21 protein-coding genes and 2 other RNA genes are annotated in these 21,141 nt (G+C 66.2%); 14 read left to right on the forward strand and 9 right to left on the reverse strand.

Annotated elements, in window-relative coordinates; genetic code table 11:
- Positions 1-62 precede the first annotated feature (62 nt).
- Both XCC_RS16825 and kdgD read right to left on the reverse strand, forming a co-directional pair.
- Complete coding sequence (locus tag XCC_RS16825) at positions 63-1,643, reverse strand: aldehyde dehydrogenase (NADP(+)) (RefSeq protein ID WP_011038347.1); 1,581 nt, start codon at positions 1,641-1,643, stop codon at positions 63-65.
- Entirely contained in the window at positions 1,643-2,560 is a 918-nt protein-coding gene (gene kdgD / locus XCC_RS16830) for a 5-dehydro-4-deoxyglucarate dehydratase (RefSeq protein ID WP_011038348.1), read from the reverse strand. The genes XCC_RS16825 and kdgD overlap by 1 nt, the downstream gene beginning before the upstream one ends.
- Positions 2,561-2,857: 297 nt before the next feature.
- On the opposite strand from kdgD, the gene XCC_RS16835 reads away from it, so the two are divergent.
- Together XCC_RS16835 and XCC_RS16840 are read left to right on the forward strand one after the other, a co-directional pair.
- Entirely contained in the window at positions 2,858-3,727 is an 870-nt protein-coding gene (locus XCC_RS16835; protein ID WP_011038349.1) for a LysR family transcriptional regulator, read from the forward strand.
- A 60-nt stretch (positions 3,728-3,787) separates the two neighbouring features.
- Positions 3,788-3,861: non-coding RNA, sX9 sRNA (locus XCC_RS16840), on the forward strand.
- A 57-nt stretch (positions 3,862-3,918) separates the two neighbouring features.
- Here the strand turns inward: XCC_RS16840 and XCC_RS16845 are convergent.
- The 4 genes from XCC_RS16845 to XCC_RS16860 all read right to left on the reverse strand — a co-directional run bounded on the left by XCC_RS16845 (position 3,919) and on the right by XCC_RS16860 (position 8,359).
- On the reverse strand, positions 3,919-6,090 hold the full coding sequence (locus XCC_RS16845; RefSeq protein ID WP_011038350.1) for a RelA/SpoT family protein: 2,172 nt from the start codon (positions 6,088-6,090) through the stop codon (positions 3,919-3,921).
- A 141-nt stretch (positions 6,091-6,231) separates the two neighbouring features.
- Positions 6,232-6,531, reverse strand: a complete 300-nt coding sequence (gene rpoZ, locus XCC_RS16850) for a DNA-directed RNA polymerase subunit omega (protein ID WP_002812428.1) — start codon at positions 6,529-6,531, stop codon at positions 6,232-6,234.
- 244 nt (positions 6,532-6,775) lie between these two features.
- Complete coding sequence (gmk, locus tag XCC_RS16855; protein ID WP_011038351.1) at positions 6,776-7,387, reverse strand: guanylate kinase; 612 nt, start codon at positions 7,385-7,387, stop codon at positions 6,776-6,778.
- A gap of 111 nt (positions 7,388-7,498) precedes the next feature.
- A complete protein-coding gene (locus tag XCC_RS16860) occupies positions 7,499-8,359 on the reverse strand; it encodes a YicC/YloC family endoribonuclease (protein ID WP_011038352.1) in 861 nt (286 codons plus the stop codon).
- A 112-nt stretch (positions 8,360-8,471) separates the two neighbouring features.
- Between XCC_RS16860 and rph the strand changes: the two genes are divergently transcribed.
- From rph to pepQ, 7 genes are all read left to right on the forward strand, one after another.
- Entirely contained in the window at positions 8,472-9,197 is a 726-nt protein-coding gene (rph, locus tag XCC_RS16865) for a ribonuclease PH (RefSeq protein WP_011038353.1), read from the forward strand.
- A complete protein-coding gene (locus XCC_RS16870) occupies positions 9,194-9,586 on the forward strand; it encodes a VOC family protein (RefSeq protein ID WP_011038354.1) in 393 nt (130 codons plus the stop codon). Before rph ends, XCC_RS16870 begins: the two co-directional genes overlap by 4 nt.
- Positions 9,583-10,182: an RdgB/HAM1 family non-canonical purine NTP pyrophosphatase gene (gene rdgB / locus XCC_RS16875; protein ID WP_043877719.1), complete on the forward strand. Its 600-nt coding sequence runs from the start codon at positions 9,583-9,585 to the stop codon at positions 10,180-10,182. Before XCC_RS16870 ends, rdgB begins: the two co-directional genes overlap by 4 nt.
- 16 nt (positions 10,183-10,198) lie before the next feature.
- Entirely contained in the window at positions 10,199-11,356 is a 1,158-nt protein-coding gene (gene hemW / locus XCC_RS16880) for a radical SAM family heme chaperone HemW (RefSeq protein ID WP_011038356.1), read from the forward strand.
- A 67-nt stretch (positions 11,357-11,423) separates the two neighbouring features.
- Positions 11,424-13,862 carry a DUF1631 domain-containing protein gene (locus XCC_RS16885; protein ID WP_011038357.1) on the forward strand — a complete coding sequence of 813 codons (2,439 nt, stop codon included), beginning with the start codon at positions 11,424-11,426 and terminating at the stop codon, positions 13,860-13,862.
- Positions 13,859-14,203 (forward strand): PilZ domain-containing protein, encoded by a 345-nt coding sequence (locus XCC_RS16890; RefSeq protein ID WP_011038358.1) that lies wholly within the window; start codon positions 13,859-13,861, stop codon positions 14,201-14,203. Before XCC_RS16885 ends, XCC_RS16890 begins: the two co-directional genes overlap by 4 nt.
- Positions 14,204-14,400: 197 nt before the next feature.
- Complete coding sequence (gene pepQ / locus XCC_RS16895) at positions 14,401-15,726, forward strand: Xaa-Pro dipeptidase (RefSeq protein WP_011038359.1); 1,326 nt, start codon at positions 14,401-14,403, stop codon at positions 15,724-15,726.
- Positions 15,727-15,963: 237 nt separating this feature from the next.
- Here the strand turns inward: pepQ and xopG are convergent, their stop codons facing one another.
- From xopG to XCC_RS16910, 3 genes are all read right to left on the reverse strand, one after another.
- Complete coding sequence (gene xopG / locus XCC_RS16900) at positions 15,964-16,614, reverse strand: XopG/HopH/AvrPtoH family type III secretion system effector (protein ID WP_164923347.1); 651 nt, start codon at positions 16,612-16,614, stop codon at positions 15,964-15,966.
- A 261-nt stretch (positions 16,615-16,875) separates the two neighbouring features.
- A complete protein-coding gene (locus XCC_RS16905; protein WP_011038361.1) occupies positions 16,876-18,210 on the reverse strand; it encodes an aminopeptidase P N-terminal domain-containing protein in 1,335 nt (444 codons plus the stop codon).
- 12 nt (positions 18,211-18,222) lie between these two features.
- A complete protein-coding gene (locus XCC_RS16910; RefSeq protein WP_011038362.1) occupies positions 18,223-18,765 on the reverse strand; it encodes a YecA family protein in 543 nt (180 codons plus the stop codon).
- A 235-nt stretch (positions 18,766-19,000) separates the two neighbouring features.
- On the opposite strand from XCC_RS16910, the gene XCC_RS16915 reads away from it, so the two are divergent.
- From XCC_RS16915 to XCC_RS16935, 5 genes are all read left to right on the forward strand, one after another.
- Positions 19,001-19,222, forward strand: a complete 222-nt coding sequence (locus tag XCC_RS16915; RefSeq protein ID WP_011038363.1) for a TIGR02449 family protein — start codon at positions 19,001-19,003, stop codon at positions 19,220-19,222.
- A complete protein-coding gene (locus XCC_RS16920) occupies positions 19,219-19,515 on the forward strand; it encodes a cell division protein ZapA (RefSeq protein ID WP_011038364.1) in 297 nt (98 codons plus the stop codon). Before XCC_RS16915 ends, XCC_RS16920 begins: the two co-directional genes overlap by 4 nt.
- 97 nt (positions 19,516-19,612) lie before the next feature.
- Positions 19,613-19,796: non-coding RNA, 6S RNA (ssrS, locus tag XCC_RS16925), on the forward strand.
- Positions 19,797-20,078: 282 nt separating this feature from the next.
- A complete protein-coding gene (locus XCC_RS16930; protein ID WP_011038365.1) occupies positions 20,079-20,669 on the forward strand; it encodes a 5-formyltetrahydrofolate cyclo-ligase in 591 nt (196 codons plus the stop codon).
- Positions 20,666-21,136 carry an EVE domain-containing protein gene (locus tag XCC_RS16935; RefSeq protein WP_012437476.1) on the forward strand — a complete coding sequence of 157 codons (471 nt, stop codon included), beginning with the start codon at positions 20,666-20,668 and terminating at the stop codon, positions 21,134-21,136. Before XCC_RS16930 ends, XCC_RS16935 begins: the two co-directional genes overlap by 4 nt.
- Positions 21,137-21,141 lie beyond the last annotated feature (5 nt).

The raw sequence follows: 21,141 nt of genomic DNA on the forward strand, positions 1-21,141 counted from the left end.
CCTGGGGATGGCGTGCCGGACCCTCCTCCGGCATGCCTCAGGCATGGGCGTGTGCAGCGTGCTCAGTCGTGTCCCAGCGCGCCATCGACGCGTCGCCATAACTTGAGTGGATTGCCATCTGCCACGGCCGCGGGCAGCAGTTCGGCCGGGAGGTCTTGGTAGCAGACCGGGCGCAGGAAGCGGTCGATCGCCAGCGTGCCCACCGAGGTGCTGCGGCTGTCGGAGGTGGCCGGGAACGGGCCGCCGTGCACCATGGCATGGCAGACTTCCACGCCGGTGGGCCAATCGTTGAACAGGACGCGGCCGGCCTTGCGCTCCAGCACCGGCAGCAGGGATGCGGCCAACGCCATGTCATCCGCCTCCATGTGCACGGTGGCGGTGAGTTGCCCCTCCAGGTGTTCGCTCAGGGCACGCAACTGCGCGCCGTCCTTGCAGCGCACCAGCAGCGAGGATGCGCCGAACACTTCGGCCTGCAGCGCTTCATCGGCCAAAAATGCGTCGGCATCGGTGCCGAACAATGCCGCCGGGCAGCGCCCGGCTTCCGGTGCTGCACCACGTGCCAGTGTGCTGACCTTCGGATGCGCGGCCAGACGCTGCACGCCCTGCGCATAGGCCTGACCGATGCCTGCGGTGAGCATTGCTGCCGGCGAAACCGCCTGCAGCGTTTGCGTTGCCGATGCGATAAACGCATCCAGCGCCGGCGAATCGATCGCCAGCAGCAGACCGGGATTGGTGCAGAACTGGCCGGCGCCCAAGGTCAGCGAGCCGACAAACGCTTTGCCCAGATCCGGTGCGCGTGCCTGCAACGCCTGCGGCAGCAGATACACCGGGTTGATCGCACTCATTTCCGCATACACCGGAATCGGCTCGCGGCGTGCGGCGGCAATCTTGACCAGCGCCATGCCTCCGGCGCGTGAGCCAGTGAACCCCACCGCCTTGATCCGCGCGTCGGCGACCAGTTGCGCGCCGATCTCGATGCCGGCGTCGAACAGCAGCGATAACACGCCTTCGGGCAAGCCGCATTGCGCCACCGCCGCCTGGATCGCGCGGCCCACCAGTTCGGAGGTGCCCGGATGCGCGCTATGCGCCTTGACCACCACTGGGCAGCCGGCCGCCAACGCCGAAGCGGTGTCGCCGCCGGCGACCGAAAACGCAAGCGGGAAATTGCTGGCGCCGAACACTGCCACCGGCCCCAGCGCGATGTGCCGCTGGCGCAGGTCCGCACGCGGCAACGGCGTACGCTGCGGCAGTGCCGGGTCGATGCGCGCCTGCAGCCAGCTGCCTTCGCGGACCACGCTGGCGAACAGGCGTAGCTGGCCCACGGTGCGCCCACGCTCGCCTTCCAGGCGTGCACGCGGCAGGCCGCTTTCGCGCATGGCCCGTTCGATCAGGCCATCGCCCAACGCCAGGATCTGCTCGGCGATGGTCTCCAGAAACTGCGCACGTGCCTCCAGCGTGGTCTCGCGGTAAGGATCGAAGGCCGCTTGCGCCAGCGCGCAGGCCTGCTCCACATCCGGCGCGGTAGCCGAGCCGAACACCGGTTGCAGCGCCTCGCCCGTGGTCGCATCCACGCCCTGCAAGGCAACGCCGGCACCCTGCACGCTGCGCTGGCCGATCAACGATTCACCCAGGATCGTGTGCATCAGCGGCGCCCTCCGATGAGCTGCGTGAGCTGGGCGAATTCGTCTTCGGTCAGATCGGCCAGCGGCGTACGTACCGGGCCGGCCGGGCGACCCACGGCACGCATGCCGGCCTTGACGATCGACACCGCATAGCCGGCGCGGCGATTGCGCAGCACGGTGTACGGCAGCACGAAGTCGTTGAGCTCGCGGTAGATGGTTGCGTGATCGCGCGCGCGCACTGCCGCATAGAACGACAGCGCCCATTCCGGCAGGAAATTGAAGATGGCCGACGAATACGTGGTCACCCCCATTTCCAGGTACGGCAGCGCAAAGGTTTCGGCCGTCGGCAGGCCGCCGACGTAGAGCAGGCGATCGCCCAGCCGCGCGTAGATACGCGTCATGCGCTCCACATCGCCGATGCCGTCCTTGTAGCCCACCAGGTTGGGGCAGCGCTCGGCCACCCGCGCCAGCGCCACGTCATCGAGCCGGGCATTGGCGCGGCCGTAGACAATCACGCCCAGCGAGGTCGCCTTGCAGACGCGCTCGACATGCTCGGCCACGCCGTCGGCATCGCATTCGGTGAGATACGGCGGAAACAGCAAGATGCCATCGGCGTCGTTACGCTCTGCCGCCTGCGCCATGGCCACGGCAATCGCGGTGCCGTAGCCGGCCGGCGCAATCACCGGCATGCGCCCGGCGGTCTGGGTCACGGCCGCGCGCACTGCGCGGTCCACTTCGTCCAGGGTCAGCGAAAACAGCTCGCCGGTGCCGCCGGCAGCAAACAACCCGGCGGCCGGGTGCGAGGACAGCCAGTCCAGATTGCTGCGGTAGGCGGGCTCGTCGAAAGCCATGTCCGCATCGAAGTGCGTCACCGGGAATGACAGGAGCCCGGCACCAAGCGCTTGGGCCATTTCCGAAGGTGTGTATCTGCTGCTCATGAGGCGAACGGTCCTAGGCGGGGGTGGAGTGATGCTAGGAAGACGCATCGTTGCCGGTCCAAACCAAAGGACGTATTGTTTGATACATAAATTGAATCGATCGAGCCACGAGTGGTGCTATTCCATCGCAAATGCCTGCTTTTCCAACGGTTTTTGGCGGCACTGTAATTACGTGAGCCGCTTTTCAGTACGGCTGTCGGTGTCAGCCGCGCCGTATTCATCTGCATGCCGGGCCCGCCGATGTTGCAGTTGCAGCATCGAATTGCCCGCCAGCGAGCGTCGAGAGGTCATAGCGCCATGTTCGATCTGCAACAGTTGCGCTGCTTTGTCGCGGTCGCCGACGAGCTGCATTTCCGGCGCGCGGCCGAGCGTTTGAACATGACCCAGCCGCCGCTTAGCCGGCAGATCCAGCTGCTGGAACACAACGTCGGCACGCCGCTGCTGGAGCGCAACAGCCGCCATGTGCGGCTGACCCAGGCCGGGCGCAGCCTGCTGGCCGAAGCGCGCGCGATCCTGCGCCTGGCCGAGAACGCCGGGCTGCGGGCGCGCCGCATTGGTACAGGCGACGCCGGCAGCGTGTCGGTGGGCTTCACTGCCGGGGCCAGCTATCGCTTCTTGCCGGAGGCGATCGCACGCTGGCGCAGCGAGGCGCCGGATGTGGATCTGCAACTCAAGGAGATGGTCAGCCTGGCGCAACTCGATGCGCTGGATGCCGGCCGGCTGGACATCGGCCTGCTGCGTCCACCGATCCAGCGGCCGGGCCTGCGCAGCCGGTGCGTGGCGCGCGAGCCGCTAATTGCCGCGCTGGCCGAGGATTCGCCGCTCGCGCAGCGCGGCAGCCTGCGTCTGCAGGACTTCGACCAGCAACCGCTGGTCAATTACGCGCCCGACGAAGCGCGGTATTTCTACGACCTGCTTGCGCAATTATTCGGCGCGCGCGGCATCGCGCCACGTTCGGTCCAATACGTCAGCCAGATCCATTCGGTGCTGGCACTGGTGCGCGGCGGCATGGGCATGGCGCTGGTGCCGGAAGGTGCCAGTGGCCTGCGCTATGCGGGCATCGTCTATCTGCCGCTGCAGGACGACGCGCCGGCAACGCCAGTGGAACTGCATCTGGTCTGGAAGCAGGACAACGACAACCCGGCCTTGCGCAACTTCGTCCACTAAGAGCAGCTATCAAAACGACTGCGCAGCCGCCAGGCGGGCGCGGCCGGTGCTCGAATCGGCATGTACCTACGTAGACGCCGGTTTCTCCGCGCCGTCCGCACCTACCTGACGACTGCTCGCAACGTTTTTTAGCCGCTTAAGCGTGGCGCATCGCCGGCCTGCGCCGACATGCGCCGCAGTGATGCGCGCGGCTACTGCCGGCCCACGCTCTGCACCACGTGCAGGCGACGCAGGCGGCGCATCACTTCGGCCAAATGGCGGCGGTCGCGCACCTGGATGTTGAAGCGCAGCACCGCCGCATTGAAATCGCGGTCCAGGTAATCCACCCGCTCGATGTTGGACTGGCTCTGCGCGATCGCCGCAGCCAACTGCGCGAGCACGCCCGTGCGGTTTTCCACTTCCACCACCAGCGCGGTGTCGTAGTCGCCGGTGACGTTGGAGTCCCAGTCGATCGGCACCCAGCGCTCGGGCGACTTGCGCAGCTCGGCCAGGTTGGGGCAATCCAGCCGGTGCACCACGATGCCCTTGCCGGCGGTGTGGTAGCCCATGATCTCGTCGCCGGGAATCGGCTGGCAGCAATTGGCGAAGCTGATCACGCCACGCTCGCTGCCATCGATCAGGATCTTTTCGTGCGAATGCTTGGAATGCCCGCCGCCGCGCAACTCGGCGTAAGCCATCAACGCCTGCGCTGCCTGGGTGGGCATCCAGTTGCCCAGCGCCACATCGGCCAGCAAGGCCTCCAGTCGCGGGTAGCGGTGCTCGCTGAGAAACGCATCCAGCCGGCCCTTCGGCAGCCGCTCCAGCGAACTGTCCATCGCTTCCAGCGCGCGGTCGAGCATGCGATGGCCGAGCTGCACTGCGTCTTCGTGTTCGAGCTGCTTGAGCTGGTGGCGGATCGCCGTACGCGCCTTGCTGCTGACCACGAATTCCAGCCACTGCGGCTTGGGCGTGGCCGAGCGCGCGGTGATGATCTCCACCGCCTGCCCGCTGACCAGCTTGGTGCGCAGCGGCACCAGCTTCTTGTCCACGCGCGAGGCGACCGCGCGGTTGCCCACGTCGGTGTGCACCGCGTAGGCAAAATCCAGCGCAGTGGAATTGCGCGGCAACGCCAGGATCTTGCCCTTGGGCGTGAACAGATAGACCTCGTCCGGGAACAGATCGACCTTGACGTTGTCCAGAAATTCCAGCGACGAGCCGGCCGCGCGTTGCGAATCGATCAGCTCCACAATCCAGTCGTGCGCACGGCTCTGCGAGCTATTGGGCGCCGCCGAGCCAACCTTGTAGGTCCAATGCGCAGCCACGCCGCGCTCGGCGATCAGGTCCATCTCTTCGGTACGGATCTGCACTTCGATCGGTGAGCCGTACGGCCCGAACAGCACCGTGTGCAGCGATTGATACCCGTTGGCCTTGGGAATGGCGATGAAATCGCGGAAGCGCCCGTCCAGCGGTTTGAAGGTGGCATGCACCGCGCCGAGTGCGTGGTAGCAATCGGCCACCGAGCGCACCACCAGGCGAAAGCCGAACACATCCATCACCTGGTCGAAGGATTTGTTCTCTTCGTGCATCTTGGAATAGATGCTCCAGGGCGTCTTGATGCGGCTGACCAGGCGATGCTCCAGCCCTTCCTTGGCCAACCGCTGCGACAGCTGCACCTCCACCTGCGCCATCGATTCGCGCCGCACCACCGGCTGGCTGCGGATGTGTTTTTCGATGATGGCGTGGCGCCACGGATACAGCGCGCGGAAGCCCAGGTTCTGCAGCTCGGACTTGATCAGGCTCATGCCCAGTCGCTGGGCGATGGGCGCGTAGATTTCCAGCGTTTCACGTGCGATGCGTCCGCGCGCTTCGGTGCTCTGCGCGCCCAGCGTACGCATATTGTGCAGACGATCAGCCAGCTTGATCATGATCACGCGCAGGTCGCGCGACATCGCCAGCAACATCTTGCGGAAACTTTCCGCCGCCGCTTCCTGGCGGTCGCGGAACTTGAGCTTGTCCAGCTTGGTGACGCCATCGACCAGCTCGGCCACCGCCTCGCCAAATTCCGACGCCAGTTCTTCGCGCGTCAGCGGCGTGTCTTCAATGGTGTCGTGCAGGATCGCGGCAATCAGCGATTCCATGTCCAGGCCGAGCTCGGCCAGCACACCGGCCACGGCAACCGGATGGGTGATGTAGGGCTCGCCCGACTTGCGGGTCTGGCCGGCATGCGCGCTGGCGCCAACTTCCCACGCACGGCGCAGGATCGGCAGCTGCTCCTTGGGAAGGTAGCTGGCGGCGCGTTCGAGGTGCAGGACGTAGTCGGGAATGGCCGCGTCGGTAGACGCAGCGGTCGCAACGGTCGCCTGGGCAGTGGGGCCTGGGTTCATGCCGGAAGACTATGCCAGCGCGGCAGTGACGGCAAACGGTTGCATGCACTTACTCACTGCACACACGCTCAAAACGAAAACAGCCCGCGAAGGCGGGCTGCTTGGATCGATCGCAACGATGCAGGCGATCGCGCGCCTGGATCAGTCGTCGTTCTTGGACATGTCTTCGTCGGCGACCACTTCGGCGGCAGCCCATTCCAGGGCTTCGCGCTCGGCGCGCTCGCGCTCGGCCTTTTCGACTTCATCGATCAGTGCGTTGTCGATCCGGCGTGCGGCGATTTCGCGCAGCGCCATCACGGTGGGCTTGTCGCTGGCGTCGGCGTTCTCGATCAGCGGCTGCACGCCGTTGGCGAGCTGACGCGCACGCTTGGAGGCCATCATGACCAGCTCAAAACGGTTGTTCACGACTTCCAGGCAATCTTCTACGGTAATGCGGGCCATGCGGGCTCCCGGCGACCAGCAACGGCCGCGCATCGAATGAGGGAAAGGGGGCGGAGTGTACGCCCGGGCCGCGGTGGCGGCAACCGGCGCTTATTCAGTTTCCTTTGGAATCAGCCGCTTGGGGCGGCTTGCGGCCGCTGGCGCATGACGCTGCGGCGCGCGTTGGCGCTGCCTGCTGCGCCCAGTTCGATGCGGCGAGCAGCGGCCCGGCACCATGCGGTGCCCTGCCCGCTAGCTGGCAGATTCAGTCCAGCAACGCCTGGATCAGCCCGGCATGGCGTTGCTGCTGCGCCTGCCGACGCAGCCGGCTGGCGGTGAAGATGGCGCACATTTCCGACACCGCGGTGTCGAAGGTCTCGTTGATGATCACGTAGTCGAATTCCTCGAAATGCAGCATTTCCTCGCGGGCGGCGGCCAGGCGTTGCGCCATCACGTCCTCGCTGTCCTGCCCGCGCTTGCGCATGCGCTCGTCCAAAGCCTGGCGCGACGGCGGCAGGATGAACACGCTGACCGCGTCCGGCACCTTCTGCCGCACCTGGCGCGCGCCCTGCCAATCGATCTCCAGCAGCACGTCGTGCCCGGCGGCCAGCTGCGGCTCCACCGACTGCCGCGCGGTGCCTTTCCAGTCGCCATGCACCAGCGCGTACTCGAAGAAGTCACCGGCTTCGATCATGCCCTGGAATTCCTCGGCAGAGACGAAATGGTAGTGCTCGGCATGCCGCTCACCCGGGCGCGGCGCGCGCGAGGTGAAGGAGATCGACAAGGCGATCTTGGGGTCACGCGCCAGGGTGGCGTTGACGATGCTGCTCTTGCCGGCGCCGGAAGGGGCCGCAACGATATAGAGGGTGCCGCGCATTTTAGGGAATCGAGAGTCGGGAATAGGGAATGGGGCGCCGCGCCAGGCATGCAGGCCGTGGGGAATCGTACCTGCTTTGACGATTCCCCATTCCCGATTGCCTATTTCCGGCTACTCGATGTTCTGCACCTGTTCGCGGATCTGGTCGATCAGCACCTTCAGGTCCACCGCCGCGTTGGAGGTGCGGCTGTCCACCGATTTGGAGCCCAGGGTGTTGGCTTCGCGGTTGAACTCCTGCAGCAGGAAATCCAGGCGCCGCCCGACCGGCTCGGACTGCTTGAGCACGCGCCGGATCTCGCCGATGTGGCTGGACAGGCGGTCCAGCTCTTCATCCACATCGAGTTTTTGCAGCCATAGCACCAGTTCCTGCTCGGCGCGGCCCGGGTCCACCGGATGCGGCAGATCGGCCAGGCGGGCCGCCAATTTGGCGCGTTGGCCTTCGCGGATCACCGGAATCAGCGTGCGCACCTCACCAGCAATACGCTCGATGGCATCCACGCGCTCGCTGATCGCCTCGGCCAGCTTGGCGCCTTCGCGCTCACGGGCGGCCACAAACCCGGACACCACATCATCCAGCAACGCCAGCGCCTGCGCCTGCAGCGCCGGTGCATCGACATCCTGCACCTGCAACACGCCGGGCAATTGCAGCAGATCGGTGAAGCTCACCTGCAGCTTGGGCATGCTTGCATCCAGCCGCGTGGCGAGTGCGCCCAGTTCCTGCAGCAGCGCCTCATTGACGGCCAGGGTCTGGCCGCTGTCCGGCGCGCGCAGGCGCAGCGCCAGGTCCAGCTTGCCGCGGCTGTTGCGGGCCGCCACGCGCTCGCGCAACAGCGGCTCCAGCGCACGCAATTCTTCGGGCAGGCGCACGCCCACTTCCAGAAAACGGTGGTTGACCGAGCGCAGCTCGCAACCGAGCGTGCCCCATGGCGTGATGCGTTCGCCGCCGGCGAACGCGGTCATGCTTCGGATCATCGTGAGTCCAGTGCCTGCAAAGCGCGAATGGTACCCTAGCAGGCCATGCCGGCCGGCAGCAGCCCGCCGCGTACTGGCCTGACGACCACCTCCCGACTTCCGGATCCAACGCATGTCCTTCTCCCGTCCCAGCGGCCGCACGGCCGACCAGCTGCGCCCCGTGCGCATCGAACGCGCCTTCACCCGTCACGCCGAAGGCTCGGTGCTGGTCAGCTTCGGCGATACCCGCGTGCTGTGCACCGCCAGTGTGGAGAACCGCGTGCCGAACTTCCTGCGCGGCAAGGGCGAAGGCTGGGTCACTGCCGAATACGGCATGCTGCCGCGGTCAACCCACACCCGCTCCGACCGCGAAGCCGCGCGCGGCAAGCAGGGCGGACGCACGCTGGAAATCCAGCGCCTGATCGGCCGCGCACTGCGCGCCTGCGTCGACCGCAATGCACTGGGCGAACGCACCATCACCCTGGACTGCGACGTGCTGCAGGCCGACGGCGGCACCCGTACCGCCGCCATCACCGGTGCTTACGTGGCGCTGGCCGACGCGGTGAACCTGCTGCTCAAGCGTGGCGACATCAAGAAGCATCCGCTGATCGGCGCAGTGGCTGCGGTGTCGGTGGGTATCTACCGCGGCGAGCCGGTGCTGGATCTGGATTACCCGGAAGACAGCGACTGCGATACCGACATGAACGTGGTGATGAACGACGGTGGCGGCTTCATCGAGTTGCAGGGCACGGCCGAAGGCCATGCCTTCCGCCGCGACGAACTCAACGCCCTGCTCGCACTCGCCGAAAAGGGCGTGGGCGAATTGTTCGAACTGCAACGCGCCGCACTCGCCGGATGAAGCGCCGCATTGCCCTGACCACCTTGCTGGTTGCCGATTACGACGCGGCGATTGCCTGGTACACCGGCGCACTGGGCTTCCAGGTGCTGGAAGACCGCGCGCTCGGCGAGGGCAAACGTTGGGTGGTGATCGGCCCGGGCAGCACGCAGGACGCCGGCTTGCTGCTCGCGCAGCCGGCCGACGCCGCGCAGCAAGCGCGGATCGGCGACCAGACCGGCGGGCGTGTGGATCATTTCCTCTACACCGACGACTTCTGGCGCGACCACGCTGCGATGCAGGCGTTTGGCGTGGAATTTCTGGAAACCCCGCGCGAAGAACCGTATGGCACCGTGGCCGTGTTCCGCGACCTGTACGGCACCAAGTGGGATCTACTGGAGCCCAAGCAATGAAACACCTGGTCCTGGCCAGCGGCAACGCCGGCAAGCTGGAAGAACTGCGCGCCATGCTCGCCGATCTGCCATTGCAGATCGTGGCGCAGGGCGAGCTCGGCGTGGACGATGTGCCCGAAACCGGGCTCACCTTCGTCGAGAACGCCCTGATCAAGGCACGCCACGCCAGCACGGTGACCGGTCTGCCGGCACTGGCCGACGACTCCGGGTTGATCGTCGATGCACTCGGCGGTGCGCCCGGTTTGTACAGCGCGCGCTACGCGGGCAGCCCGACCGATGCCAACGCCAACAACGCAAAGCTGCTCGAGGCCATGCGCGAGATCCCGGCCGAGCGCCGCAGCGCGCGCTTCTACGCGGTGATCGTGCTGCTGCGCCACCCGGAAGATCCGCAACCGCTGATCGCCGAAGGCAGCTGGGAAGGCGTGATCACCACCGCACCGCGCGGCACCGGCGGCTTCGGCTACAACCCGGTGTTCCTGGACCCGGTGCACGGCCTGACCGCCGCCGAGATGGACACCGCGCTGAAGAACCGCCTGAGCCACCGCGCAGTAGCGCTGGCCACGCTGCAGCACAAGCTGCACGCCCTGTCACTTTGATCCACAACACGCCGCTGTGCCCGACCTGATCCCGCCGCCGCTCGCGCTGTACGTGCACCTGCCCTGGTGCGTGCGCAAATGCCCGTACTGCGATTTCAATTCGCATGCGGCCAAGGGCGCGCCGCCGTTCGACGACTACGTGGATGCGCTGATCCGCGACCTGGATGCGGACCTGCCGCTGGTGTGGGGCCGCGTGGTGCACTCGGTGTTCTTTGGCGGCGGCACGCCCAGCCTGTTTCCGCCCGAAGCGATCGATCGCTTCCTGCAGGCCGCCGCCGCGCGCCTGCGCTTTGCGCCCAATCTGGAAATCACCCTGGAAACCAATCCCGGGACCGCCGAGCACGGGCGTTTCGACGGGTACCGTGCGGCCGGGGTCAACCGGTTGAGCTTCGGCGTGCAGAGTTTCGACGACGCCGCCTTGCAGCGCCTGGGGCGCATCCATGACAGCGCCGAAGCCGAGCGCGCGATCAAGCTGGCGCAGGACGCCGGCTACGACAACTTCAACATCGACCTGATGTACGCGCTGCCCGAGCAGACGCTGGCGCAGGCCGAGCACGATCTGGAACGCGCCTTCGCCCTGCAACCTACGCACCTGTCGCATTACCAGCTCACGCTGGAACCCAACACGGTGTTCTTCGCGCGCCCGCCGCAAGGCATTCCCGACGACGACGACGCCTGGGACATGCAGGAGCACTGCCAGCGCCTGCTCGCTGCGGCCGGCTATGCGCAGTACGAAGTCAGCGCCTACGCCCGGCCCGGGCGGCAGTGCGCGCACAACCTCAATTACTGGCGGTTTGGCGACTATCTGGGCATTGGTGCCGGCGCGCACGGCAAGATCAGTTCCGGTGCCGAGCAACAGGTGTTGCGGCGCTGGAAGCACAAGCATCCGCAGAGTTATCTGGCCAGTGCCGGCAGCGCGGCAGCGATCGGCGGCGATGAGCACGTGCCTGCCGCGCGGCTGCCGTTCGAATACATGCTCAACCTGCTGCGCTTGCATGAAGGCTTCCGGCTGAGCGATTTCGAAGCCTGCACCGGTCTGCCGGCGCAGGTGCTGCAGGCACCGCTGGCACGCGCAATGGCGCAGGGCTGGCTGGTCGAACAGCATGGCCGCATCGTGCCGACCGAGCTGGGCCGGCGCTTCACCAACGACGTGGTGGAGCTGTTCCTGCCCTGAGCCGGACGCGGGCGGCCGCTGGCGAAACGTGCTACATAGCTCACGCTTCGAAACGAGCCCTGCACGGATGTCCACGCCCGCTTCTTCCCTGCCGCACGCCCTCACCGGCCCGATTGCCGACGCCGCGGTGTCTGCGCGTGGCCGCCGCCTGCTGGCCACCGTGCATGCGCAATGCGCGCAAACCCTGGGCGGCCCGCTGCGACTGACCATTGTCGAGCTGGAGCGCGAACTGCTGCACCAGGCCGAATTCGCCCGTAACAGCCAGCAGCAGGCCGAGGCGTATGCGCAGATGCGCGGGTTGCGCGAGCACGTGGAGCGGTTTCCGCAGGCGTTCCTGCACCACCTGGCGCAGGCGCTGGCCGAACTGCGCGCGCCCAAGGCCGCTGCGCCATCGGCCGACGCGCCTACGCATCCGCAGATGTTGACGCTGGTGGAAGACACCGACATCGATCGCGACATCGTGCTCAACGACATCGCGCGCCGCGAAACCGCGCGACGTGCCGGTGTGTTGCAGTTGCTGGCGCAGCGCTTGGCGGTGGTCGGCGCGGTGCCCGAATTCGAACTGGAAGCCGTGCCGCTAGGCCCCTGGGCGTTGTGCCGGGTGTTGCGCCAGTGCGGTGAGACGCTGGGCCTGAGCCTGGACGGCCAGCTCACGTTGTATCGCGTGTTCGAACGCCAGGTGATCGAGCGCCTGGGCGATCTGTTCGAGCGCATCAACGCCACGCTGGCCCACGAAGGCATCCTGCCGGGGCTGATCTATCACCCCTATCTGGTCAAGCCAACGCAGGTGCAAAACCGGCGGCCTGCTCCTGCAGCGCAGGGCATGACCAAGGACGTGGGCGCGGGCGCGGGCAAGCGTGCACCGGCGTCACGGCCAGCCACCGGGTGGAGCGGCCAGGCCGCGCCGACCGCCTGGCAGAGCGCCTTGATTGAACCGTCCGCAGCGCCGTCGCCGGCATCGACTGCAGCGCAGGATCAAGCGACCCCACCGGCGCTGGCCGATGCGGCGCAGGCGCTCGGCGGGCTGATGTCGTCCGCGCGCCAGGGCCAGGCGGGTGCAGCGCAGGCAGGCAATAGGCAAACGCCCTCGTCGTCGCTCGCGCAGCCAGGCGCCATGACCGCCGCAGCGGCGGCCGCCGGACACTCCGCCAGCGCGCAGCCGCCTGCTACCGCCGTGCCCAAGGCCGCGCTCAACGCGGCACTGGCCAGCCTGCAAGGCGCCATGGCTGCGCCTGCCGCCGCGTCGACCGCTGCACCGGCCGGCATCGAGGCAATCCAGCGCCAGCTGTTGGACGTACTGCGTACCCAGCACGGGCCGCAGGCTGCGCTGTCGGCGCAGGAGACCGACACCTTCGACCTGCTCGGCCTGCTCTACGCGCAGATGCAGCGCGAGGTGCGTGAGCAGACCCCGGCGCAGGCGTTGTTGGCCAAGTTGCAGGTACCGGTCGTGCGCGCCGCGTTGGCCGATGCGCATTTCTTCGTGCGCGACCAGCACCCGGTGCGCGAGTTGCTCAACACCGTGGCCGAGTCCGGCGCCGTGTGGCTGGGCGAAGATGACGTCGACCCGCAGCTACTGCAGAAGCTGGCCACCGCGGTCGACAGCATCGTGCATACCTACCAGGGCGATGAAGCGGTGTTCGCCGCCGCCAACGAGGACATCCAGAGCCATCTGCGCACGCTGGCTCGCAAGGCCGAGGTGGCCGAGCGGCGCCATGTGGACGCCGCACGCGGCAAGGAACGGCTGGAATCGGCCAAGCAGCAAGCGCAGGCGCGTATCGAACAGGTCTGCGAGGACGCGGCGCCGCCTCCGCGCTTTGTGCAATCGCTACTGCGCCAGGCCTGGTCGGATGTGCTCACGCTCACCCTGCTGCGCCAGGGCGAACAGTCGCCGGAATGGGACGAGCGCCAGGCGCTGACCGCCCGGATCGCCGAGGTCACCTGCCGCACCAAGGATCACCCCACCGATACCGCGCTGGGCAGTGAGGTGGAAGCCGCGCTGTTGCAGGTGGGCTACCACGGCGATGAAGCGGCGGCGATTGCGCGCCGCCTTTCCACGCCCGGCGGCGAGGACGCGCTGACCTCGCGCACCGAGCTGACCGCCAAGCTCAAGGCACGCACGCGCCTGGGCGATCAAGGTGACAGCGCGGCGCGCAAGCAAAATGCAGTGCCGCGTTCCCCGGAAGAAGAAGCCTGCTACACGCAGCTGCGCAGCCTGCCGTTCGGCATCTGGTTCGAGTTCGTGGTCAACCAGCAAGGCGATCTGCGCCGGCAGCGGCTGTCCTGGTACAGCCCGATGACCGACCACGCGCTGTTCGTCAATCAACGCGGGCAGAAAGTGGCCGACCATTCGCTCGACGGCCTGGCACGGCTAATGGCCGCCGGCCAGGTGCGTTTGCTGGTCGAAGAAAAATCGCGGCTGATCGATCGCGCCTGGCACGCCACTGTGCGCACGCTGCGCACGCTGGCCGGCCAATCCACTGCAGCGGACACAGAGGCGCGCGCATGATCCAGGACACCCGCCGCGCCCCACGCCGCCAGCCGACCGACCTGGTGCCGGTTACCGACATGCTCAGCGAGGCGCAGATCGGCCGGCTGGGCAATGTCTCGGAAACCGGCATGCTGCTGCTGGCTTCGGTACCGCTGCACGACGATGCGCTGTATCAGCTGCGGTTCGCCCTACCCGAGCGCGCCGGCCGCGCCACCGAAATCGATGTCGGCGTGCACCTGCTGTGGTCCGAGGCGGCCCACGCACCAGGCCAGGCCTGGGCTGGCTTCCGTTTCCTGACCATGTCCGAGCCGCACCGCCAACGCCTGCGCGCCTGGATTGCGGAAGAGCATCTGGTCTAGCGCCCAGGGGCGTGACGACGCCCGCCGCGTTCGCGCAGAATTGCAACGCCGCAGGTGAGCGGGTCGCGGCAGGCAGATCCACGCTGGCGGCAGCACGCAACCAACTTCCCCAGCGCAGCTCACGCTCGCCGCACCAGGACAGCCTCACAACGATTGCGGCAAAATTGCGCATTGCCTTGCAACGCGATCGAGCCCGTATGACCCAGCCATCCCTGAGCGTCCTGTATTCCGACCACCTGCGCACGCTCACCGCGCGCGCCGACCAGGCGCTGCAGCGTGGCGGCTTCGATCATCTGGTCATTCCCAGCGGCACCACGCATTACCAGCTGTTCGACGACCGCGACTACCCGTTTGCGGTCAATCCGCAGTTCAAGGCCTGGGTGCCGCTTACCCGCATGCCGCACAGCTGGCTGGTCTACACGCCCGGCAAGCGGCCGACGGTGATTTTCTATCAGCCGTTCGACTACTGGCACGTGGTGCCCGATGCGCCCAGCGGCTGGTGGGTGGAGCACTGCGACATCCACATCATCCGCACGCCGGAGGCCGCATTGCCGCTGCTGCCCGCCCGCACCGAGCGCTGCGCCATCCTGGGCGAGGCCGCCAGTGCGCTGGGCGCGTGCGTGCCCAACAACCCGGCCGCGGTGCTCGACTTCCTGGACTATCAACGCGCCTTCAAGACACCGTACGAACTGGCGGTGATGCGGCTGGCGCAGCAGTTGGCGGTGCGTGGCCACCGCGCCGCCGAGGCTGCGTTCCGCGCGGGCCAGAGCGAGTTCGGCATCCACATGGCGTATTGCAGCGCAGTCGGCCAGGACGCCAACGAATTGCCGTACGGCAACATCATCGCGCTCAACGAGCACGGTGCGGTGCTGCACTACACCGAACTCGGCCGGCAGGCGCCGCAGCCACTGCGCAGCTTTCTGATCGATGCCGGCGCCTCGGCACATGGCTATGCCAGCGACATCACCCGCACCTACGCCGCCGATGCCGGCAGCGAGTTCCAGGCGCTGATCGATGCGGTGGATGCCGCGCAGCTGCGCATGGGCAATGCGGTGCGTGCCGGCATGGATTACAAGCAACTGCATGTGGACGCGCACCTGTCGCTGATGGGCATCCTGCACGACTTCGGCATCATTACGGTTTCGCCTGAAGCCGCGCTGGCCACCGGCGTCAGCGCCGCATTCTTCCCGCATGGCCTCGGCCACTTGATCGGCCTGCAGGTGCATGACGTGGCCGGGTTTGCAGCCAGCGATCGCGGCGGGCGCATCGAGCGCCCGGACGGCCACCCGTATCTGCGCCTGACCCGCGTGCTCGAACCAGGCATGGTGGTCACCATCGAGCCCGGCGTGTACTTCATCGACATGCTGCTGGACGAGGTCAAGAAAAACGGCCATGCCGCCAGCGTGAACTGGGACCGCGTGGCGCAGTTCGCGCCGTACGGCGGCATCCGCATCGAAGACGAAGTGGTCTGCACCGACGGCGATCCGGAAAACCTGACCCGCCCGGTGTTTGCGGCGCCGTGACCATCAAGGATCAGTCCGTACGCGAGTCGGTGCCTGATATTCCGACAGCATCGATTACGATGCTCCCATTCAATAGCGCGATAGCCAGATCGCGCTGAATCTTGTGTGGGCAGCGGCCGCTACATGCCGGTAACACCCACAGCACATCGTCCAACCCCTGCCAGTTCGTGCCAGACGATCAGCTTTTGCAACCCGCCTGCGCCCGCAACGGAGGTTGCGGGCGCAGGCGGGCTATCCTTAACCGGCATAATGCTTTCTTATCGGGAGACCATTCTCCGCACGAATACTGTTTTCGGAAACACGCTCTGAAGCATACTTTCCGAGCCCAGTTGCACGCAGCTCTTCTTTGCCAGACTTACTTTTCGGATCAAGACGGTCACCACCGTGCTTGAAGTCTCCTGACATGATGTGCTTTGCATGAATCAACTCGTGCGCAAGCCCCACAAATGCCTGTTCTGCATATTCGGAACTTTGCCCCTGGGGACGGCCTTCACTATCGACCATCAAACCAACACCAGGGCTCCAGTTCACTGTTGCGTTGGTACCTTCGCCCTTACAGAAGCGACCTTTTGTGATGAGGCCAAGTTCTACAGCAGCCTCACCTTCCGATTCACGCTCTCCGTATTTTCTTCTTTGTTTATCGGTAAACACCGCACCTGCGCTTGGAGCAGGATTCCAGGGAGGCGACTCATTGAGCAAGACCTTTTTTCCATGCGCAGCCAAAGGCTTCAAACCTTCAAGCAAGTGATTCCCTGAGGGAGTACTTTCAATCTTGGCCAAGGCAGCATCCACCCGATCCGGGTAATCCGCGCTGCGATAGCGATTTATTTCAATAGTCGGATGCCGCGTCGATATTGTCATAGTCAATTCAACCTTCGGGAGATTCAAACAATATCCGACGTCGGAAAGCACCTCATCCCGGCAGGCGAAGATTGAAACTAAAATGCGAAAAATCTCGACTTGTTACTTCAAGCGCAAAACGATTGGTGAAAATCTCGATACACTCATGTCTCGATCGGTCAACCTATCGCCAGAAATCAGCCGATCAGCACGACACTGCTTTCAGACATTGAAAACAACTTTCATCGATTGAGAGTTTGTCTGCAGTCACGTGCGTCTAGCACAACCACCGCTCTCCATTGGCATTTCCTATTCCCGGTTTCCTCCAGCCATCGCCCCCTGGATTTCGTCGGCGCTGCGCGCCAAGGCATCGGTCAGCACGCGGTGGCCGTCGGCGGTGATCAGCACGTTGTCTTCGGTGCGGATACCGATGCCGCGCCACTTGGCGTCCACGCTCGTATCGTCGGCCGAGACATACAACCCAGGCTCGATGGTGAACACCATGCCGGGCTCCAGAAGGCGTGACTCGCCCGCGAGGCGATACTCGCCAACGTCATGCACATCCAGGCCAAGCCAGTGGCCGGTCTTGTGCCGATAAAACCGCTTGTAGTGCCCTTCGGCGAGGTTGCGCTCCAGCGTGCCTTTGAGCAGCCCCAGGCGCAGCAACCCTTCGGTCAGTGTCTGCACCGCCGCCAGGTGACCGGCCTCGTAGGCAATGCCAGGTTGTGCCTGCGCCAGGGCGGCCGCCTGCGCGGCGCCGACCAGATCGTGCAGGGCACGTTGCGCCGCGCTGAAGCGGCCGTTGACCGGAAATGTGCGGGTGATGTCGGCCGCATAGCCGCGGTATTCGGCGCCGGCGTCCACCAGCACCAGCTCGCCATCGCGGCTGCGCGCGTTGTTGGCGCGGTAATGCAGCACGCAGGCATTGCTGCCGGTGCCGACGATGCTGCCGTACGCCGGCCACGCATCGGCGGCGCGGAATTCGCGTTCGATCTCGGCCTGCAGTTGATACTCGTGCACGCCCGGGCGTGCCAACTGCATCGCCGCGCGATGCGCACGCACGCTGATGTCGGCGGCCTGCTGCATCAATGCGATCTCGTCGCGCGACTTGAACAGGCGCTGCTCGTGCAGCAGATGGCCCAACTCCAGGAACTCATGCGGCGGTTGCGCGCCATGGCGCACCTGCTCGCGCACCCGCTTGAGCCAGCCGATCAGCTTGAGATCGAAATCCACATCGCGGCCGAAGTGGTAGTAGACGCGGCTGCGTCCTTCCAGCAGGCCGGGCAGGATCTCGTCGACATCGTCGATGGGGTACGCATCGTCCATGCCGTACTGCGCCACCGCGCCTTCCTGGCCCGCGCGCGGGCCGTCCCAGGCTTCGCGCTCGGCATCGCGCTCGCGGCAGAACAGGATTGCCTCACCGTGCTTGCGCCCTGGCACCAGCACCAGCACCGCCTCCGGTTCCGGAAACCCGCTCAGGTACCAGAAATCCGAATCCTGCCGGTACGGGTAATGGGTGTCGTGGCTGCGCACCCGCTCCGGTGCCGCCGGCAGGATCAGGATGGCCTGCTCGCCGGCCATCTGCATGAGCTGCTTGCGTCGGCGCGCGTACTCGGCCGCGCCAATGCCGGTGAGCTTCTTCATATCGTGCGGCGGTCAGTTCAGGCGTTGGCGAAAGCGCGGCCCCATCACGCAGTCGCCATGCAGCAACAGCACCGCCACGCGCACGAATTCCTCGATCTCGGCCAGGGCGGTGTCGTCTTCCTCGGCGGTATCGAAGTCGTCGCTGGACGCCTGCGCGAGCCGGGCCAGATCCTGCAGCGCTTCTTCGCCTTCTTCGGACAGTGCCGGGCGCTGCTGCGCAGCCAGGCCAAACCCGCCCAGAAACGCGCGGCACCAGTCGAACAGCGCATCGGTGCGGGCCGGCAGCGGTGCGCCGTCCTCGGTCAGCAGCAGCTCGAAGGCAAAGTCGCGGTCTTCCAGCTGCGCCACGGTGGCCTGCCGCATCTGATCCAGGGCGCCGCCCTGCGCGGGGGCCACCTGCGCGGTGTCGGCCAGGATGCGCGCCAGCCAGTCGGCACTGTCGGCGCCGCCGCCGGACAGCCAGCCGCACAGGCCGCCATGCAGTTCCGCCGCGGAGGAAGCCAGGTCCAACTGGCGACTTTCGTGTTGCACAGCGGCTACATCGGGCAGATCCATCAGGTCATCCAGGCTGAGTCGAAAAGATGCCGGCCCGGGGCCGGCGATATGACTACCCAGTGTACCAAGGCACCCGCCGCTCGCCCCACTACCATGTTCCATGCAGCGTTCCACGCGGTGCGCCGGGTGGGCCGTCAACGCTGCGCCAGCCCTTGCGGCGGCTGCGCTTGCGGCGTTTACGGCCAGCGCGTGCAGGCGCTTGACCGGCGCGCGCACGCGCCCCTATCGTGGGCGGATGGACAACGCCGCCGCCCTCGCCCAGCTCCGCGCACTCGCCGCCCGTGTGGAGGCGTTGGTGGAGCGCACCCAGCGGCTCACCGACGAAAACCGCAGCCTGCGCCACCAACAGGAACAGTTGATCGGCGAGCGCGCGCAGCTGCTGACCAAGAACGAACAGGCACGCTCGCGCGTGGAAGCCATGATCGTGCGATTGAAGTCACTGGAGCAGCACACGTGAGCAATGAGCCGGTCAGCGTCCGTATTCTGGATCGTGAATACACGGTGGGCGTCACCGCCGAGGAACGCGAGAGCCTCACCGCCGCCGCGCGCCTGCTGGATCTGCGCATGCGCGAGATCCGCGGCAGCAACCGCATGGCGGCGGTGGATCGGGTCGCGGTGCTGGCCGCGTTGAATCTGGCGCATGAGTTGCAGCAGCTGCGCGAGCAGCAGGCCATGTACGAACGCGAGCTCGCCAACACGCTGGAAAGCATGAATCGGCGTCTAGATGGCGTGATCGATACACCGCGTTGAAGTGCAATACGCACTGTCATCGCAAATATGAATCTCCAGGAACGCATTACCGACGAATGGGCTAGCCATCGGGGCGCGGAGGTCTATAATTCACCTGCGTTCTCTGCTGTGAACGACGGTGTGCAAAACATTCGCCTTGTCCCTTAATTACGACCACGGGGGCGCGACGAAGCCGGGAGTGCAAGTCCGCCTTGTAGCGGGAAGCCCGACGGCCTAACAACGTCCCCACTTGAACCCCGGGTTCAAGGTCGTTTCGCACACATCGTCATGGCGGAGAATGCAATTTTTCTGAAACGGCGCCCTAGGGCGCCGTTTCTTTTTGTGCGTTGTCCAATGTCATATGCGCACGCGCTTCGCGATGTGGTAAAGCACTCACTGGTGTTCAATGCGCTCCGGCGAATCACGTGGCGTGCGCCGCCTCGCACTCCCGCAACCGGGTGCGAACGCCGACCGCACCCTCCACGCGGCAGGTTGCGATCAGTCATCCACGCATCAACACCGCGCAGCTAGGCATGCGCGCGCCCGCGGCCGACAATGCCGCTTCCCTTTGCGCCGAGATCCCGATGTCCGACGACCGAGATGCGCTGCGTCAGCAATTACGTGCCGCGCGGCGCAGCCTGCCCGCTGCGCAACGCCTCGCCGCCGCCGACGCGCTGGCCGAGCGTCTGCTGGCGCTGCCGTTTGCACCGCAGCAGGGCGCGGTGGCCGGCTACTGGGCGATGGATGGTGAGATCGCGCTGCACCGCTGGCAACTGAGCCTGCCGCAGGGCGTGCGCTATTGCCTGCCGGTGCTGGACGGGCGCGTGCTGCGCTTTGCACCGTGGAAGCCGGGCCAGGGCCTGGTCAGCAATCGCTATGGCATCCCCGAGCCAGACGTGGACCGCGCCGACACGCTGGGCCCGGAAGACATGGACCTGGTGGTGACGCCGTTGACCGGCTTCGACGCCGCCTGCGGGCGCTTGGGCATGGGAGGCGGCTGGTATGATCGCAGCTTCGCGTTCCGGCATCGCCAGGCGCCGCCGCCCTGGCTGGTCGGCGTGGGCTTTGCCGCGCAGCAGGTTCCCGCCTTGCCCGTCGCCGCCTGGGACGTGCCGGTGGATGCCATCTGCACCGAACACGCCACCTTCCTGAAAGACGACACCGCTCCCGCATGACTGCCCGCAAGCGCTATTGGCTGATGAAGTCCGAGCCGGACACGTTTTCCATCGATGACCTGGAGCGCGTTGGCACCGAGCCGTGGAACGGCGTGCGCAACTACCAGGCGCGCAACTTCATGCGCGATGGCATGCAGGTCGGCGATGGAGTGTTCTTCTACCACTCCAATTGCAAGGTGCCGGGCATTGTCGGCATCGCCAAGGTGGCCAGCACCGCCTACCCGGACGAGACCCAGTTCGATCGGACATCCGACTATCACGACCCCAAAGCCAAGCGCGAAGACCCGCGCTGGATGCTGGTGGACGTGGCGTTCGAGCGCAAACTCAAACGCACCATCGCGCTGGACGAGATCAAGCAGCACGCCGATGCCCTGGGCGAGGGCTTCCCGCTGATCGCACGCGGCAATCGCCTCTCCATCCTGCCGGTGACCGCCGCACAGTGGAAGTTGCTGCTGGCGATGGAGTAGCCGGG

Origin of the sequence: Xanthomonas campestris pv. campestris str. ATCC 33913, assembly GCF_000007145.1 — a bacterium.
Taxonomy (GTDB): Bacteria; Pseudomonadota; Gammaproteobacteria; order Xanthomonadales; family Xanthomonadaceae; genus Xanthomonas; species Xanthomonas campestris.

Bases quoted from the DNA above. Each gene is read 5' to 3' on its own strand.
- XCC_RS16825 (WP_011038347.1), bottom strand. From the start codon at position 1,643: ATGCACACGATCCTGGGTGAATCGTTGATCGGCCAGCGCAGCGTGCAG.
- kdgD (WP_011038348.1), bottom strand. From the start codon at position 2,560: ATGAGCAGCAGATACACACCTTCGGAAATGGCCCAAGCGCTTGGTGCC.
- XCC_RS16835 (WP_011038349.1), top strand. From the start codon at position 2,858: ATGTTCGATCTGCAACAGTTGCGCTGCTTTGTCGCGGTCGCCGACGAG.
- XCC_RS16845 (WP_011038350.1), bottom strand. From the start codon at position 6,090: ATGAACCCAGGCCCCACTGCCCAGGCGACCGTTGCGACCGCTGCGTCT.
- rpoZ (WP_002812428.1), bottom strand. From the start codon at position 6,531: ATGGCCCGCATTACCGTAGAAGATTGCCTGGAAGTCGTGAACAACCGT.
- gmk (WP_011038351.1), bottom strand. From the start codon at position 7,387: ATGCGCGGCACCCTCTATATCGTTGCGGCCCCTTCCGGCGCCGGCAAG.
- XCC_RS16860 (WP_011038352.1), bottom strand. From the start codon at position 8,359: ATGATCCGAAGCATGACCGCGTTCGCCGGCGGCGAACGCATCACGCCA.
- rph (WP_011038353.1), top strand. From the start codon at position 8,472: ATGTCCTTCTCCCGTCCCAGCGGCCGCACGGCCGACCAGCTGCGCCCC.
- XCC_RS16870 (WP_011038354.1), top strand. From the start codon at position 9,194: ATGAAGCGCCGCATTGCCCTGACCACCTTGCTGGTTGCCGATTACGAC.
- rdgB (WP_043877719.1), top strand. From the start codon at position 9,583: ATGAAACACCTGGTCCTGGCCAGCGGCAACGCCGGCAAGCTGGAAGAA.
- XCC_RS16885 (WP_011038357.1), top strand. From the start codon at position 11,424: ATGTCCACGCCCGCTTCTTCCCTGCCGCACGCCCTCACCGGCCCGATT.
- XCC_RS16890 (WP_011038358.1), top strand. From the start codon at position 13,859: ATGATCCAGGACACCCGCCGCGCCCCACGCCGCCAGCCGACCGACCTG.
- pepQ (WP_011038359.1), top strand. From the start codon at position 14,401: ATGACCCAGCCATCCCTGAGCGTCCTGTATTCCGACCACCTGCGCACG.
- XCC_RS16905 (WP_011038361.1), bottom strand. From the start codon at position 18,210: ATGAAGAAGCTCACCGGCATTGGCGCGGCCGAGTACGCGCGCCGACGC.
- XCC_RS16910 (WP_011038362.1), bottom strand. From the start codon at position 18,765: ATGGATCTGCCCGATGTAGCCGCTGTGCAACACGAAAGTCGCCAGTTG.
- XCC_RS16915 (WP_011038363.1), top strand. From the start codon at position 19,001: ATGGACAACGCCGCCGCCCTCGCCCAGCTCCGCGCACTCGCCGCCCGT.
- XCC_RS16930 (WP_011038365.1), top strand. From the start codon at position 20,079: ATGTCCGACGACCGAGATGCGCTGCGTCAGCAATTACGTGCCGCGCGG.
- XCC_RS16935 (WP_012437476.1), top strand. From the start codon at position 20,666: ATGACTGCCCGCAAGCGCTATTGGCTGATGAAGTCCGAGCCGGACACG.